The following is a 16,891-nucleotide window of genomic DNA, read 5'->3' as shown; positions in this document are numbered from 1 at the left end:
TGAAGCGAGTCGCGAATTTGATGGGGCAGGGTCAGGCGCCGGGATTGAAACCCGATGTGATCGGATAGCGCCGGTCGCGTCCAAACGCTCGGCGGCTGATGCGTATGCCCGGCGGTGCTTGTCGGCGCTTGTACTCATTGAGCAGAATCAGGCGGGTAATTCTTCGGACGATCGCTTCATCCAGTCCGGCGGCGACCATATCCTCAATGGATTGATCTTCTTCGACAAACGCGGTGATGATCCGGTCGAGTAGTTCGTACGGCGGCAGGGAGTCGGCATCGCGTTGATCCGCGCGGAGTTCTGCCGATGGCTCGCGTTCAATCACGCGCGTGGGGATGGGGGGGTGCTCGCCGGTTTTGTGGGTATTGCGCCAGCGCGCGAGGGCGTAGACGAGCATTTTAGGCACGTCTTTGATGGGGGCAAACCCACCGGCCATGTCGCCGTACAGTGTGGCATAACCGACGGCCAGTTCCGATTTGTTGCCGGTAGTCAGCAACATACGGCCAAATTTATTGGAAAGAGCCATCAGGAGTACGCCGCGTGTGCGGGCCTGGAGGTTTTCTTCGGTCGCATCCTCCGCGAGCCCGGCGAATAACGGGGACAGGCTGGATTTAAGTTCGTTGAATACGGGTTCGATCGACAGCGTTTCCATGGCGACGCCCATATGGGCGCATTGCTCGGCTGCGTCGGTCAGGCTCATCGGCGAGGTGTAGCGCGAAGGCATGCGCACGGCCAGAACATTCTCGGCGCCGAGCGCGTCGACGGCCAGCGTGAGTACCAGCGCCGAATCGATGCCGCCGGATAATCCAAGCACAATGCCATGAAAGCCGTTTTTACGAACGTAGTCGCGAATGCCCGCAGTAAGGGCGCTATAGACTTCTTCTTCGCCATGTGGCCAGTGGTGCGACTCGCCATGCGCGGTGATCCGACCATCGGGAAACACATCCACCCAGCCCAAGCTTTCCTTGAATGCCGGGAGCTTGCTGACGATCTGCGAATGGTCGGCCACAAACGAGCGGCCGTCGAATACGAGTTCGTCCTGCCCGCCGACCAAGTTCACGTAAATGATCGGGCAACCGGTTTCCCGAACCCGCTGGCTCACGACGCGCGCGCGTTCGTCGGTTTTGTGTCGGTGATAGGGGGATGCGTTCAGAGTCAGAATAACTTTGGCGCCTGCTGCTGCCGCTTCTTCGGCGGGTCTGCTTTCCCAGATGTCCTCGCAGATGGTGATGCCGAGCGGCACGCCATCGATTTCGACCACACAGGCTTCTCGCCCCTTTTTAAAGTAGCGTTTTTCGTCGAAAACACCGTAGTTGGGCAGGGCGCGTTTGGCGTAATGAGCGACGATCTGCCCGCGATCAATCACGATGGCGGCGTTTTCGAGTGCGGCGGGTGCATCGCCCGGTTGATGGGTATCGCCATTCATGCGTCGGGGTGCGCCGATGATGACGGCCATATCGTGCGCCGCCGCCGCGATGCGTTCAATCTGGGCATCGCACTGCGCCAGGAAATCATGGCGCAGCAGCAAGTCTTCGGGCGGATACCCCGTCAGCGTCAACTCAGGGAACACCACCACACGAGCCTGAAGTTCCTGCCGAGCGCGGGCAATGGTTTCGATCACCCGGTCGGCATTGGCAATGCAATTGCCCACCTGTGTGCTGACTTGCGCCAATGCAATGCGGACAGCGCCCGCTTCGGTCGGATTTGCCGAGGTCATTTGACGGGTTTCATTTGTTTTGTTTCATTTATTGGGGCTCATGGGATTTGGCTCATGCGTTCTTCGAGCCGAGCAGATTTGCCATGGTGCGGCCCATGGTGGTTGGGTCGCGTACGATATGTACGCCCGCGGCCTTGAGGGCGCGGAATTTGTCTTCCGCGCTGCCGCGTCCGCCTGCAATCACGGCGCCCGCATGACCCATGCGCTTGCCCGTGGGCGCGGTGGCGCCTGCAATGTAGGCCACCACCGGCTTATTGAACTGTTCCTTGATGAAGTGAGCGGCTTCTTCTTCGGCATTACCGCCAATCTCGCCGACCATGATAACCGCCTCGGTTTGAGGGTCGTCGGCAAACAGCGCGAGGCAGTCGATAAAATCCATACCGTGGATCGGGTCACCACCGATACCAACGCAGGTGCTTTGGCCCAAGCCCGCAGCGGTGGTTTGAGCCACCGCTTCATAGGTGAGCGTGCCGGAGCGGGACACGATGCCGATGCGTCCCGGCAGGTGAATCGAGCCCGGCATGATGCCGATCTTACATTCGCCCGGAGTGATCAGACCGGGGCAATTGGGGCCGATCAGGCGGACGTCTGGATAGTCCGAAGCAAGCACGGCCTTGACGTTCAGCATGTCGAGAACGGGAATGCCTTCGGTGATGCAGGCGATGACTTCGATGCCCGCATCGGCCGCTTCCAGAATGGCATCGGCGGCGAACGGGGCAGGCACGTAGATCATGCTCGCCGTGGCAGCGGTTTGTTGCACCGCGTCATGTACGGTATCGAACACAGGACGATCGAGATGGCTTTGGCCGCCCTTGCCCGGCGTGACGCCGCCCACAAAATTCGTACCGTAGGCAATGGCCTGTTCGGAATGGAAGGTACCCTGTTTGCCGGTAAAGCCCTGACAGATGACGCGTGTTTGTTTGTTGATGAGGATGCTCATGCGTCCGCTCCGTTGGCCGAATCTTTATTGGCCGAATCTGTATTTGATAGGGCGACCACCCTTGCGGCGGCGGCGGCCAGATCATTTTCCGCAATCAGGTTCAAGCCGGATTCAGCCAGCAGGCGTCGGCCTTCGGCCGCGTTCGTGCCTTCCAGGCGAACCACGGTCGGCAGGGTCAGCCCGACTTCATGCGCGGCCGCGATGATGCCATTTGCAATGAGATCGCATCGCACGATCCCGCCGAAAATGTTGACCAAAATCGCCTTGACGCGCGGGTTGGCCAGAATCAGCTTGAATGCGGCCGCGACTTTTTCGGTCGACGTGCCACCGCCAACATCGAGGAAATTGGCCGGACTGCCGCCCGCCGACTGGATCAAATCCATTGTCGCCATCGCCAGACCCGCGCCATTCACCATGCAGGCAATTTCTCCGGTGAGCGAAATGTAGTTCAGACCACTGGCCTGAGCGGCGACTTCGGTCGGATCCTCTTGAGTGACATCGCGCGTCGCGAACAGAGCTTTTTGCCGATACGCCGCATTGCCATCGATGGCAATTTTGGCATCGACCGCCAACAGGGTGTTGTCGGCGGTAACGGCCAGCGGGTTGATCTCGATCAGATCGGCGTCATTCTTGATGAAGGCATCGTATACGCCGCGCAAGAGTGCGGGGAACTGCTTCAATGCGGTATCGCTCAAACCAAGCGCGAAGCCGAGCCGACGGGCCTGATAGCCCATCAAACCCACGGTCGGGTTGATGTACAGGCGGAAAATCGCATCGGGGTGTTCGGCGGAAACCTGTTCGATGTCCATGCCGCCATGTTGTGAAGCAATAACCACGACACGCTGGCGTTGGCGGTCGATCGTCATGGCCAGATACAGTTCCTGCGTGATGGCGCTCGCCGGCTCGATCAGCAGTTGATGCACGGGAAGACCCGTTGGCCCGGTCTGGTGCGTGACCAGGGTTTTGCCTAGCAACTCGGCCGCTTTGGCACGAATGTCATCGGGCGAATCGGCAATCAGTACGCCGCCTGCCTTGCCGCGGGCACCGCTGTGAATCTGAGCCTTGAGCACCCAGCGTTGATCGTCGCTAGGTGGGAGTTGGTCATCGGCTGCCTGTGCGGGATGGTTGATAACCAGTCCCGTCGCGACCGGTACAGAGAAGCCGGTCAACAGGGCTTTGGCTTGATATTCGTGTAAGTTCATGGCACCACAATGGTTCGTGCGAAATTAAACCGTTATTTTGGCGCACTGTGACCGTTGTGTATAGGGACTCGCTTTGATTTACGACTGGTTGCGCGTGGCCAAGGTGTCCGCTTGCGGTCAATCCCGCCAATGGCGTTCCCGTTTATATCCTTCAGCATGTCCTGCGCGAGGAGCGGTTTTCCTGCTTGATAGAGCAAATAGATGACATTCATTACAAGGTTCATTGAATGGCGTTGCGCCACTTGCCACAGAAAGGCATTCTGGCGGCGAATCGATTTCGCATCTGTGGACGGTTTTAGAATAGATTCTGGAGATGATGAAATCGACAGAAAAGCGGCCGTTTTAGCAAGGAGCACAGCACATGATGATTACACTCACGTTTGTGGGGCTGATTTTCGGGATGGCGATGGCGGGAATCTGGGGCGCGGCGTTTGGCGCACTGACCGGCTTTCTCGTAGCGCAGGTCAGTCGGTTGAATCGGCAGGTTCAGGCCTTGATCGCCGATCAGATATTGTTGCGAGATGAATTGCGTCATCTGTCTCAACCTCCGGCGCAGCGCGCGTCGCCATCCGAAGCGTCGAATCCGCCCGCCGCGCCCGAACCCGCCGTGGACGAAGTGGCGTCGTGCGCACCCCAATCTAAACCCGATCTTGTGCCATCGCACGAACCTTTGCCGGAATCTTCATCCGTGCCATTGAAGACGGTTGGCGAGTCGCCTGTGATCGCGCGAACCAACGCTTCGTTGCCTGAAAAAGACCCTGAAAACGGTGCATCGGTCTCGGCCTGGGGCGCGCCCTCGTCGGCCGAAACCGGAGCGCCAGATGGCTTGTCGCGCCTGTGGTCGAGCGTGTACCGATTCCTCACCGAGGGCAATGTGGTCGCCAAGATCGGGGTGATCGTGCTGTTTTTCGGCTTGGCCTTCCTGCTGAAATACGCCGCCGATCAGGCCCTGTTCCCGATCAGCGTCCGCTTGACGCTTGTGGGTATCGGCGGGTTGGTGCTGCTCGGCATCGGCTGGTATTTGCGTGAGCGACATACCGGTTATGCCCTTGTTTTGCAGGGCGGGGGCATTGGTCTGACGTATCTCACGTTATACGCCGCATTTCGTCTGTACGGGTTGTTGCCGGCGGGCGTAACGATGGGGCTGATGCTTCTGGTTGTGGCCGCTGCCGCAGTGCTGGCGGTCGTTCAGGATGCCCGGAGCCTTGCCGTGCTGGGGATTATTGGCGGTTTTCTTGCGCCGATTCTGGCGGGTAGCGACAGCGGAAGGCATGTCGATCTGTTCAGTTATTACCTTGTGCTCGATTTCGGCATCGTGTTCGTCGCCTGGCGCAAGGCGTGGCGTGAACTCAACCTGCTGGCCTTTTTGTTTACGTTCGTGATCGGCACAATCTGGGGTGGGTTGAACTATAAGCCTGCGCTGTTTTCGACAACCGAACCTTTCCTCATCGGTTTTTATCTGATCTTTCTGGCGACAGCCCTATTGTTTGCGCGTCAGCAACGGGCAGGCGGTCAGCGTGATTATGTGCAATCCACCCTCGTGTTCGGCCCGCCCCTGGTCGGGTTTGGGCTGCAAGCCGCTCTGGTCCAAAATTTCGAATACGGTCTGGCCTGGAGCGCATTCGGCTTGGGCGCGCTCTATCTTGTGTTGTGGCTGGGGTTGCGGCGCGCTGTCGGTGAGTATTTCAAGATTCTGAACGATGCTTTCCTGCTATTGGGCCTCGGTTTTGTTTCTTTGGCCGTGCCGTTCGCGTTCGATGGGCAATGGACCAGCACCACCTGGGCGTTGGAAGGCGCGGCCATGCTTTGGGTCGGATTGCGGCAGGGGAAAACTTGGCCGGTTGTGTTTGGCCTTTTGCTGCAACTCGGTGCCGGCGTGGCGTTTGGCGACGATCCTTCATCGCTCGACCCGACACACTGGCCTTTGCTGGATGGCTATTTCCTGAGTGGCGGTTTGATTGCGCTTTCCGGGTTGGCGAGCGCGTATTTGTTGCGTGATTGGCGAAACTGGGTGCCGGTCCCAGCCCTGTTGACCCTTTGGGGATTGGCCTGGTGGTTCGGCACCGGTTTCTACGATCTGGCACATGTGGCGAGCTGGCTTCAGCCGTTCACGCTGTGGCTGATGTTCGCCAGTGCTTCGATGCTGCTGGTCCAATGGGTGCGCGGGCGGCTGCAGGACTGGTCGATTCTGCGCTATACGCTCGCGCTGCAAACCGTCTGGATGTGGGCGCTGGGCGGCTTGATTTTGCTGTTGAATATGAGCCCGTTCCACGAAGGAGGCTGGTTTGCATGGCTATTGGCGTTCGCCACACTCTATGGCGGGCTCTACTGGAGCGAGCGTCGAAGCGAATCCGTTTTCGCATCCGAGCGCTTGCATGGTTTGGGCTTGTGGCTGCTGGCGCCTGTGTTGGCGCCCCAATTGGCGGATGCGATCTTCCGGGGACTGTTCGGGTTTACGCTGTATTTCGGCTGGTTCGATTTGGGGCCAAGGGGCATCATGCACCCGAACACGCCCGGCGTTTGGACGGCCATGAGTTGGGGATTGATACCGGTGTTGCTGCTGAGTTGGGTTGGTTCCGCCCGTCACTGGCCCTTCGCTGAACGATTTGGCCATGCGGCTGACTATCGTGGATGGGTCGCATCGGGATTGGGTGTGTTCTTACTGGGTTGGATGTTTATCGTCCACGGGCTGTGGGTGACTGATCCTGTTATGGGTGCAGGCTGGGGCCAACCAGCACAGATCGGTTATTTGCCATTATTCAATGCACTCGATTTTGTTTCTGCTCTGGCCCTGTTCGCCCTATGGCGACATGGAAGACTGACCGGTGCGTATTTCCTGAACTATGCCGGTGAGCGAACACAACAGGTGCTGCATTGGTTGATGGGCGCTGCCGCGTTTGTCTGGCTCAATGCCATGATTGCCCGCAGCCTGAATGCGTACGCCGGGCTGCCGCTCGATGACGGGCGGTTCCTGCACGAGGCGCTGGCGCAAACGACATACTCTATTGCCTGGTCGTTGTTAGGCTTGATACTGATCGTGCTGGCTAGCCGACTGAAGCAACGTCGTTTATGGTTGGTGGCCGCCGGGTTGCTGGGCGTTGTGGTGCTCAAACTTTTTCTGGTCGATTTGTCCGGCAGCGATACACTCGCCCGGATCATCTCGTTTGTCGGCGTGGGCGTGCTGCTCTTGCTGGCAGGTTATATCGCCCCGATACCGGCCAAACAGGCCCCATTTGCCAATGATGACCAGAACACAAATGACTCCGAACAGAAGGCCGACTGATTTGCATACCCCGATTTTCTGCGAACACAATGAATAAGCTGCACTTAAGTATCCTGGGATTACATCCCGAACCCCGTTTTGAAGAGGATAAGTCTCATAAGGGGGCACCTCGAAATACCCGTGATTCGTCGTTCCCGCGAAAGCGGGAACCCAGAAAAATCAAGGCGCTGGATTCCCTCCTGCGCGGGAATGACGGGTTTTTCGAGATTCCCGAGGATCAAAAGGCGGGTCATCAGGTTGCCCTGCCGAATCCGGAGCGGCTTTGGCAGTGGCCACCGGATGGGCCGACCGACGGACCGCTGTCAGTGGCGCTGCGTTCACGTCGTATGAAACGAATGACGGAGCGGCCGGCAGCAACACAAACCCAAGATGAAGCCTGTAAAGATGATCCGGAAGCTCTGCTGTTGGCGCGGTTTACCGCAATGGATAGGGACCACGGTACAGCGGCATTCGCATTGCAGGCAGATTTATCGGAGGATGCCGAATTGCGCGCAGCACTCGCCGAACATCCCGACATTGTGGCCGTCAGCCAGATTATGCCGGTGCACTTGCAGGCAGGCACCGACAACGCAGTGCTGATGGGGCCGCGTTATCTGCATGTCGAGCGTGAGGAATGGGCAGCGCTGCAAGCGGATTTGAATCAATGGCTTCAAGCCGATGGCATCAGCCTGTTTTCGGCAGCGAGCGGGCGGCACTATCTGGGGTACACCGCCACTGCGCTCGAACGGGTGGGCACGGTCGATCTGCCGCCGTTGGGCTGTGCTCTGAATCGTCCTATTGGCCAACTGCTGGCGGGTAATGAATTGCGCCCGTTCCGGCGCTGGCTCACGGAGTTGCAAATGTGGCTTTATAGCCATCCCGTTAACGCCGAACGGGCAAAAAAAGCGCGTCCCGAAATCAACAGCCTTTGGGTGTGGGGGCGTAGCCCTTGGCTGTTCTCATCATCGGATGTTGAAACCGCCGAGTCACTATTGCCAAAGGCTACCGACCGGATCTGCGATGATGATCGGGCTCTTATCTATACCGACTCAGCCGTTCTGGCGGGAGCCCTTCATTCAAACGTCGCCAGTGATGCAAATAACCCGGTCGTGATTCTCTCTGCGAATTCCCAGCCGGATATAAATGAGTTGCTTGCCCGTGGCGTTTCGCCCTCGCGTCCGGTGCATCTTATCTGGAGCGAGCCGTTGTGGTGTTACCTCGAAGGTGATCTTGCCGGATGGAATGCAAGCCTCGATGCCATCGATCGGTTTCTCACGCAAAGACAACCGGCCCATAGGCACACCGCGGCCCAAGCCCGCAATTTTGAGATAGATAACGGTGTGGATTTGGTCTGGCAACGCCACCACTGGCTCACCACCCTGTATACACGTCTGTTTCGATCAGAATGAAAAATCCCTCTTATTCCCCCTTTTGCAAAGGGAGCGCACTCGTTCACGAAGGATGTAAACGCTCTTTTTTCTCCCTCCCCCCTCGCGGGGGAGGGTCGGGGTGGGGGTAGTGCTTGGGTAGCAGCCTCAACACCTTCACCCCAACCCCTCTCCCATCAAGGGAGAGGGGCTATTGCGCATTTTCTCCCTCCCCTTTGTGGGGAGCGAAGCGGGCAACGTGGAGCGGGTGCAAGCCCGCGTCGCACCGCGACCCTGGGCGCGCCGAGGTGGGCGGGTAGAGGGTTTGCTCAGAGTGCACCACAACCACGAACACACCTTTGGCAGCGAAGCGAATGCCATTTTCTGGGGCAAATGCCCATGCCGTGTTGTGATGTCGCAACACGAAGACGAGCCTATGTTGTAAAAAAGTTGGTTGTGACTTGTGTCGAGGCGGTATCAGGCTACTATTGCCTGCGTACCCAGATGGCTGGGGAATCTTGTAATCTCAAAACCTCTATTGGAGATCGATCGGATGAAAAAGAATATCATCGCAATCGCCGTCGCTGCCGCAATGATCGCGCCAGCTGCTGCCATGGCCGACACCACTTTGTACGGCAAAATCCACGTTTCTTATGATTTTGTTGGTGGCGATAACGCCGACAACACCACCAGCGGTTTTTCTTCTAACTCTTCGCGCATTGGTATCAAAGGCAAAGAGAAAATCAACGACAGCCTGTCTGTGATCTATCAGTACGAAACCAGCGTTGACTGGGGTACCGGCAAGACGTCTTCTTCAGGCGGACTGGGTGGTCAGCGTGGTACTTTCGTTGGTTTGACAGGTGGCTGGGGTACCGTGATTGCCGGTCGTCACGACACACCATTGAAAATGATGGGTCGTAGTTATGACCTGTTCGACTCAACCATCGGCGATACTCGTAACATCATCAGCGGTCCTAAGAACAACGCTGGTTTGACAGACACCAAATGGGATTTGTGTCCTGCCCAGACCATTGCTTACGTTACCCCTGATCTGATGGGCTTCAAAGCTGTATTGGCCTACATCAACAACTGGGATCCTACCGGTCCTAATGGCATTTATGGTGATCAGAACAAGGCCTACGGCGCGAGCGCCAGCTACAAAATTGCGGGCTTTGGCTTGGATGCGGCGTACGAATATCACAAGAACGATACCAACGCAGCACCGATGAAATCAGATCAGTCAGCCTATCGTTTAGGCGCTAACTACAGCATCGCCGGCTTCAAGATTCTGGGCTTCTACCAAGATATCCAGAATGTTGCATACAGCAACGACAACCAGAAAGCCTATGGCGTTGGCGCTGCTTACACCTTCATGGGTGCAAACACAATCAAAGCCCAATATTACAAGGCTGATGATGTTGATAACACCAGCGACACCAATGGCGAATTGTGGGCAGTTGGTTATGATTACAAGCTGAGCAAGCAAACCAGCGTGTATGCGGTTTATGCACAAACCAACAATGGTGCGAATGCTAGCTACACCATTATGGATGGTGGTCACGGTGCTAGTTACCCACAAGGTAATTACAACAACACCGGTTCATTCACTGGCGGCAAGTCTTCTGCGGTATCACTGGGTCTCGTGCACAAGTTCTAATCATTTGAGGGCGTGATCTTACGATCACACCTTCGGGGTTAAAATTTGCAAAATTGTAAAAGGCACCTTGAGGTGCCTTTTTTATTGCCTGCTTAACCTATGGGTAGTTTTCCGTGGTGATAAGCAAGCTTTGATTGACGATGATTTCCAATACCCCTAAGCTTGAGCGTGATAACAAATGTAATAACTTGATGAGATTATTGCCATGCTAAAAGTAAAAGTTTCTGCGATTGGAAATTCCATGGGTATCGTTCTTCCGAGGGAAGTGCTTGCAAGGCTGCGAATCGGTAAAGGGGATGTGCTGTATCTGGTGGATGGCCCTGATGGATTGACATTGACGCCCTATCAGCAAGATTTTGAAGCACAGATGGATGCGGCAGAGAATGTAATGAAGCGGTACCGCAACGCGCTGCACGAACTTGCAAAATGAGCGATCCGGTTTGGGTGTTGCCGGAGGTGGTGTTTGCTGTCCACAAGATGCTGCTGGCCGAGCACGGTGGTTTGTCGGGTGTGCGTGATCCCGATCTTCTCGATTCGGCTCTGGCGCGCCCGAAGCAGCGTGCTGTGTACGAGCCTGGCGTGTCTTTATTTGAACTCGCCTCATCCTACAGTTTCGGCCTAGTGCGCAATCATCCTTTTGTCGATGGTAATAAACGCATTGCATTCACCATTGCCGCTGTATTCCTTGAGTTAAACGGTTGCACACTCAATGCGCCGGAGCCCGAGGCGGTATTGATGTATGAACAACTAGCCGCTGGCGCCATTGACGAACGCATCCTTTCTCAGTGGTTCGAGCGTTATTCTTCCGCAAAGGACTAATTGTGCCCCTGAGTAAGTCAAATATGCCCTTGCCACTCAATCCGCTGACGTTTCCATTCGCCGGTAGTCGATTGATTGAGGCCAGTGCGGGTACGGGTAAAACGTTCACGATTGCCTTGCTTTATGTCCGTTTGGTTTTGGGGCATGGCACAGAACCGTTGATGCCGCCGCAAATTCTGGTGACCACCTTTACCGATGCCGCCGCCGATGAGTTGCGGGATCGGATTCGCGCACGGTTGTTTGAGGCGTACCGCATTTTCTCCGAAGCCGGTTCTGAACTCGATCCTATTGCGGTTGATCCGTATTTACTTGATTTAAGAGCGGCGTTTCCAACTTCAGAAGAACGTCTTGCCGCCGCCCGTCGCCTTGAAATGGCAGCCAACTGGATGGATGAAGCGGCGATTTTCACGATTCATGGCTGGTGTCAGCGGATGCTGAACGAGCATGCTTTCCATAGTCGGGCCTTGTTCGAACAGACGGTGCGCACATCGTTGACACCGGTTGTCGATCAGGCTGTGCAGGATTATTGGCGTCATTATATTTATGCGTTGCCACCTGCTCAGGCGCTTTCCGTGGCGAATCTGCTGGGCGGACCTTCCGCATTGACTCAAAAGCTCAACGGGCTGCTGTCGCGTGATGGTGCACCGCTGTTTGTGGATGGCAAACCGGTTGATCCTGCGGCACTTGATTTTTTTGCGATGGTGGCCGACATCGCCGAACTGGATACTCAAGCCCAGCAAGCGGAGCAAGATGCACGACAGGCTTGGTCAAAGCATGCTGAGACTTTGAAGGATGCCTGGTTGCCCATTATGAGTGCGTTGAGTGGCACTTCGCACAGAACGTTATCCAAATTGACGGACTTCTCAACTCTTTGGGATAGCCTCGATCTGTGGGCACAAACCGGCGAGCCGCTGCCAATTGATGTATTCAAGTTTCTCACCCAACCCAAATTCAACAAGAAACTTGAACGACCGTTTCATCCCGCGTTGGCGGTTTTTTCTGCATGGCCGGTTGCGATGGAGGCTGCTCGTCACGGCCGTGAGCAGTCGGCGATCCGCTTGTTGGCCCACGCCGCATTCTGGGTGCGTGATCGCATCGATACGGTGTTGCAACAAAATGCCGAAATGGGATTTGACGATATTCTGTTGAACCTTGATCGCGCATTGACGGGTGCTGAAGGCCAGCAACTCGCGGACACAATCCGCACGCAATTTCCCGTGGCGATGATCGACGAGTTTCAGGATACCGATCCGTTGCAATACCGCATTTTCGATCGGGTGTTCCGAATCGGCGGGAATGGCGAGGCTGCGGGACAAGCGGGTACGATGATTCTGATTGGTGATCCGAAGCAATCGATCTACCGTTTTCGGGGCGCGGACATGTTCAGCTACCTTGCCGCCCGCGAGGCGACGCAAGGTCGGCATTACACGCTTGATGCCAATTATCGCTCCACGCCGGAACTGGTCGCAGCGGTGAATTATGTCTTCGAGCGCGCAGACCGCCAGCCATCGGGTGCCTTTGGACATAAAACGGATGAAGGCAATCCGTTGCCCTTCATTCGCGTCAGCGCGCGAGGAAAGGCTCGCCGTTTGCAACGGCGCAATGAAGCCGGTGAGTGGCAGCCGTGTCCCCCCCTGACGGGTTGGGCTTTGCCGCGCGATTCGCTGCTGGCGGCGGGTCATTTTGTTGAGCAAATGGCGGAGCATACCGCCGAGGCCATCACTTCGAGTCTCAATGCGGCGCAGGTTGGCGATTGTGCATTTTTTGATGCCGAGGGCGCAATGACAGCCTTGCGCCCGCAGGATATTGCGATTCTGGTGTCCACGGGCGATCAGGCCGCGGTACTGCAACAGTCGCTCATTCGTCGCGGCATCAAGAGCGTGTATTTATCTGACCGGCATCGACTGTTCGCAACGGAGGAAGCGGCGGATTTTCACCGCTGGCTGTTGGCGATTGCCGAGCCGCAACGTCAGGACCGGCTTCGTGCGGCGTTGGGTTCGTCAAGTTTCGCGCGCCATTGGGGCGAACTCGATGCCGTTCGTAACGATGCCCGACTGGATGAAGATACATCGAGATTCATGGCCTACCAGCGTATCACGCGGCATCAGGGCATTCTTGCGGCTGTGTATCAGCTCATGCATGACTATCATATTCCGGCCCGATTGTTGGCCGCGCCGCTGCCGGATCGTTCGGGCGAGCGGCGGCTGACAAACCTCTTGCATCTGGCAGATTGGGCGCAGAATGAACAGGCGCAATTGGCAGGATTGGATGCCCTGCTGCAACGGTATGCGCAGGCCGTCAGCGATAACGAAGCCGAGCATGAGCTCAGACTGGAGCAGGATGAGCATCTGGTGCGCATCATCACGATCCATTCCGCCAAAGGCCTGCAATATCCTGTGGTTTATTTGCCCTTCTTGCCCCTGATTCGCCCCAAAGAAGCGAATAAAAACAGCACGGCGACACCCTGGCGAACGAGCACCGGGCGCGGTATGAGTCTGGGCGAGTTCCCCGAAGCCATCGCGGCGGAGCATGAGGCGCAGATGACCGAGAGCGTAAGGCTGATTTATGTCGCGCTCACACGAGCTGAGTCAGCGTGTACCTTGGCGCTGGGGCCGGTCAAATTCGGCGCGGGCAAGCAGCCCAATCAGCATGAATCCGGCTTGGGGCATGTGTTGAGGCTTCAGGGAAATGATGAGTTTATTGCAAGTTTCGAGGCCGCATTGACTGATCTCGACGCTCAAGCGGGCGTGACCATCGAGCCGCCCCCATCGATTACGCACGCACGCTTCGTTGCCCCTGTAGAAGATAGTTTACCCCCTGCGCGAACGGCCAAACGACGGGTGGATAGCCATTGGCGAATCAGCAGTTTCAGTGGTTTGACTCATGCCCTGCATGAATCGGATGTCGCCGTGCCGGAAACCGCGAAGCAAGAGCAATTGAGGGATGTGCTGTCACAAACCGGCACGGTCGAGGAGTCGCTTGATCTGCCCCAGACCCACCGCTTCGATCCGCAATCATTGTCCGCACGCATCAGCCACCTGCCGCGCGGCACCACGTTCGGGACGCTGCTACACAGCCTGCTTGAGCGAGCGGGGGAGGCGGGGTTCAACCAGTCGGCGAACTTCGAGTTCAGTTTGAACCTGGTTCGCCAACTCGCATCGACGCTGACAGAAGATCAGCAAAGTACGCTGGCCGAGTTGGTGCTTCGGATATTGACGTTGTCCTTGGTAACCACGCCATCTCGACGATTGGCGGACGTGTCGAGATACCAGATCGAGCAGGAGTTCTGGCTGCCTGTAGCTCAAACTCAGACAAGTTCTATTGATGCATTGCTGTGCGCGCATGTTCACCCCGGCCAGATGCGACCGCTGCTCACCGCCCAATATCTTGAAGGGCAGATCAAGGGATTTATGGACTTGGTATTCGAAGCCGATGGTCGGTTTTACATACTCGATTACAAGTCGAACTGGTTGGGCGATTCACCGGAAGACTATGCGCCAGAGCATTTGGTTGACGCCATGCTGGCCGCCCGCTACGACCTGCAGATGGTGTTGTATCTAACCGCCTTGCATCGACACTTGCAGGATCGTCTGCCCAATTACGACCCGGCCGTCCATCTCGGCGGAGCGCTGTATCTGTTCGTTCGTGGTATCGACAGCCCGGGGCAGGGTGTGTACTTCTCGCCGGCGAATCCGACCGTGATCGCTGCGATGGATGCGCTGCTGATGGATGACGTTTCCCCGAATGGCGCTCATCCGGTTCGTATGGAGGCATGGGCATGAACCGCCCTTATGCGAAGCAGATGGCATTCGATCTGGATCAGCCTTCGGACTCGGCGCCGATCAATCTGACTTCGAGGCGTCCATCAGCGGAACTGCTGGACATTCTGGATGAATGGGTCGCTGCCGGGTGGATGCGGTCGATTGATCGTGCCGTGGCCGGGTTGGTTCTTAATCACGCTGCGGATATTTCAGCCCCGGCACTGCTGGCATTGGTTCTGGCAAGTCATCAAGCCGGTCAAGGGCATGTCTGCCTTGATATGAATGCTTGTCTGATTGATGCCAAATCCTTGCTCAGGATCCCGTCGGGCGACGGGCGCGGCAATGATATTCAGGCTGTGCCTCGATTTACCCCTGCGGATCTTTTGCAGGGCGTGACGCTGACCGGTTGGCAAGCGGCATTGGATTCCTGCCCCGGGGTGGTTTTGCAGCGTCCTGAATCATCGATACATGGGTCATCAATACTCGGGGCACCGACTTCAGAACAGTCTAACCCGCCCTTCGTCCGCGAGGGAGGGCTACTTTATCTTCGACGCTACTGGCAACAGGAGCAGGGCATTGTCGCCGCTCTGCGGTCGCGCTTAACGCCCGATGCATTGCCTGCAGAGCCGATCCGACACATTCTTGATGCCTTGTTTCCATCCACGATTGCTCAGCCGGATTGGCAGAAAATTGCTTGTGCAGTAGCGATTCGTCGGCGTTTTTCCTTGATTACCGGCGGGCCGGGCACGGGGAAAACGACCACGGTGGTGAAGTTCCTGCTGCTCGAGCAAATGCGTGCGCTGGAGGCGGGTTTGCCACCACGCCGTATTCGGTTGTGTGCGCCAACGGGCAAAGCCGCCGCCCGATTGCTTCAATCCATCTTGGGACAGATGGACGCCTTACTGGCCCCGTTTGATGCGGCGTTTCCCGATCTGCGCAAGGCGCTGCCGGATACAGTCGAAACGGTGCATCGTCTGATCGGGGTGCGCCCGAATCAGATCCATCCGGTTTATCGAGCTGAGAATCCCTTGCCTGCCGATGTGGTGGTGGTCGACGAGGCTTCCATGATCGGCGTGGAGTTGATGGCAAAGCTGCTCGCTTCGCTGGATGAAACGACCCAGCTTGTTCTGCTGGGTGATAAGGATCAACTGGCTTCGGTCGAACCGGGGGCGGTGTTGGGTGAGCTGAGTTCGGTGATTGCGCCGGATGCCTACACGGCTGAAACGCGGAACTGGTTGGCCGCCACAACGGGGCAGACGCTGCCCGACTCCGAAACCAACAAGTCGATTGTTACCGATGCCGCATTGGCACAGGCTGCCGTACAACTCCACCACAGTTATCGCTTCGATTCGGCCAGCGATATCGGCGCACTGGCGCGCTGCGTGAACGCGGGAGATGCCTCCGGAGCATTGACCCTGTTGAGAACAAATAAGGAACAAGCATCCGTGCGCTTGGTTGCCGACGCCGCCGGGCATCAGCCATTGCGCCGCATCGTTCAAGAATCCTTGGCGCCTTGGCTCGCAGCGTTGAATGAGCCCCTCTCGGCAGAGAATCAGGACGCGCGTGCCTCGGCCATTTTCGCAGCACACAACAAAGCACAGGTGTTGTGTGCTTTGCGACACGGGCCATATGGCGTGACGGGGCTCAACCGCTGGATCGAAGACATGTTGCGGCGTTCGGGCGCGTTGGCGGTGACGGGCGATTGGTATATCGGCCGTCCGATCATGGTGACGAGAAACGATCCCGCGCTGCGTCTGGCTAATGGCGAAATCGGAATCACCTTGCCCTATGTCAATCCCGAATCGCCTCAAAGCCCGCCATCGCTTCGGGTGGCCTTCGTGAATGAAATCATCGAAAAAGGTGAGTCGCCGATTCGCTGGATTGCGCCGGGACGATTGACCGCCTGCGAGACCGCCTTCGCATTGACCGTGCACAAAGCTCAGGGTTCGGAATTCGATCACAGCGTGCTGGTGCTGCCCGCCATGCCCAATCCTGTGCTGACCCGTGAGCTGATCTACACCGCGATTACCCGCGCCCGTCACCGCTTCACTTTAGTTTCGGCACCAACGGATACGACGTTCACCGTTCTGAAACAAGGTATTGCCAGTCGGGTGCAGCGGTCGGGTCAGTTGGGGGCGAAATTGGCGCGCTTGGATGATTAATCGG

The 16,891-nt window shown here is 57.0% G+C and carries 11 protein-coding genes; 8 read left to right on the top strand and 3 right to left on the bottom strand.

Annotated features, from left to right (window positions below):
• Positions 1 to 31: 31 nt before the first annotated feature.
• The 3 genes from HNEAP_RS09905 to sucC are packed head-to-tail and all read right to left on the bottom strand — an operon-like array spanning position 32 to position 3,859.
• Positions 32 to 1,717, bottom strand: a complete 1,686-nt coding sequence (locus tag HNEAP_RS09905) for an NAD+ synthase (protein ID WP_012824844.1) — start codon at positions 1,715 to 1,717, stop codon at positions 32 to 34.
• Between the two features lie 52 nt (positions 1,718 to 1,769).
• Positions 1,770 to 2,657 carry a succinate--CoA ligase subunit alpha gene (sucD, locus tag HNEAP_RS09900; protein WP_012824843.1) on the bottom strand — a complete coding sequence of 296 codons (888 nt, stop codon included), beginning with the start codon at positions 2,655 to 2,657 and terminating at the stop codon, positions 1,770 to 1,772.
• Positions 2,654 to 3,859: an ADP-forming succinate--CoA ligase subunit beta gene (sucC, locus tag HNEAP_RS09895; RefSeq protein ID WP_012824842.1), complete on the bottom strand. Its 1,206-nt coding sequence runs from the start codon at positions 3,857 to 3,859 to the stop codon at positions 2,654 to 2,656. Before sucC ends, sucD begins: the two co-directional genes overlap by 4 nt.
• 361 nt (positions 3,860 to 4,220) lie before the next feature.
• Here sucC and HNEAP_RS09885 point away from each other — a divergent pair, with 361 nt between their 5' ends.
• The 8 genes from HNEAP_RS09885 (at position 4,221) to recD (ending at position 16,887) form a co-directional block, all read left to right on the top strand.
• The gene (locus HNEAP_RS09885; RefSeq protein ID WP_012824841.1) at positions 4,221 to 7,142 is read left to right on the top strand and encodes a DUF2339 domain-containing protein; all 2,922 of its coding nucleotides are present in this window, start codon (positions 4,221 to 4,223) and stop codon (positions 7,140 to 7,142) included.
• A gap of 29 nt (positions 7,143 to 7,171) precedes the next feature.
• Positions 7,172 to 8,530: a hypothetical protein gene (locus tag HNEAP_RS09880; protein ID WP_012824840.1), complete on the top strand. Its 1,359-nt coding sequence runs from the start codon at positions 7,172 to 7,174 to the stop codon at positions 8,528 to 8,530.
• A 172-nt stretch (positions 8,531 to 8,702) separates the two neighbouring features.
• The gene (locus HNEAP_RS12740; RefSeq protein WP_012824839.1) at positions 8,703 to 8,933 is read left to right on the top strand and encodes a hypothetical protein; all 231 of its coding nucleotides are present in this window, start codon (positions 8,703 to 8,705) and stop codon (positions 8,931 to 8,933) included.
• A 108-nt stretch (positions 8,934 to 9,041) separates the two neighbouring features.
• Positions 9,042 to 10,145 (top strand): porin, encoded by a 1,104-nt coding sequence (locus HNEAP_RS09875; RefSeq protein WP_012824838.1) that lies wholly within the window; start codon positions 9,042 to 9,044, stop codon positions 10,143 to 10,145.
• A gap of 205 nt (positions 10,146 to 10,350) precedes the next feature.
• Positions 10,351 to 10,575, top strand: coding sequence for an AbrB/MazE/SpoVT family DNA-binding domain-containing protein (locus HNEAP_RS09870; RefSeq protein ID WP_012824837.1), 225 nt, complete (start codon positions 10,351 to 10,353; stop codon positions 10,573 to 10,575).
• Positions 10,572 to 10,964: a type II toxin-antitoxin system death-on-curing family toxin gene (locus tag HNEAP_RS09865; RefSeq protein WP_012824836.1), complete on the top strand. Its 393-nt coding sequence runs from the start codon at positions 10,572 to 10,574 to the stop codon at positions 10,962 to 10,964. The genes HNEAP_RS09870 and HNEAP_RS09865 overlap by 4 nt, the downstream gene beginning before the upstream one ends.
• Positions 10,965 to 10,987: 23 nt before the next feature.
• Positions 10,988 to 14,746, top strand: coding sequence for an exodeoxyribonuclease V subunit beta (gene recB / locus HNEAP_RS09860; RefSeq protein WP_049772525.1), 3,759 nt, complete (start codon positions 10,988 to 10,990; stop codon positions 14,744 to 14,746).
• Complete coding sequence (gene recD / locus HNEAP_RS09855; RefSeq protein ID WP_012824834.1) at positions 14,743 to 16,887, top strand: exodeoxyribonuclease V subunit alpha; 2,145 nt, start codon at positions 14,743 to 14,745, stop codon at positions 16,885 to 16,887. The genes recB and recD overlap by 4 nt, the downstream gene beginning before the upstream one ends.
• Positions 16,888 to 16,891 lie beyond the last annotated feature (4 nt).

The organism is Halothiobacillus neapolitanus c2 (assembly GCF_000024765.1).
GTDB classification, from domain to species: Bacteria; Pseudomonadota; Gammaproteobacteria; order Halothiobacillales; family Halothiobacillaceae; genus Halothiobacillus; species Halothiobacillus neapolitanus.
Note: the sequence above shows the minus strand (reverse complement) of the source record. Positions and strands in the feature narration are given on the sequence as shown.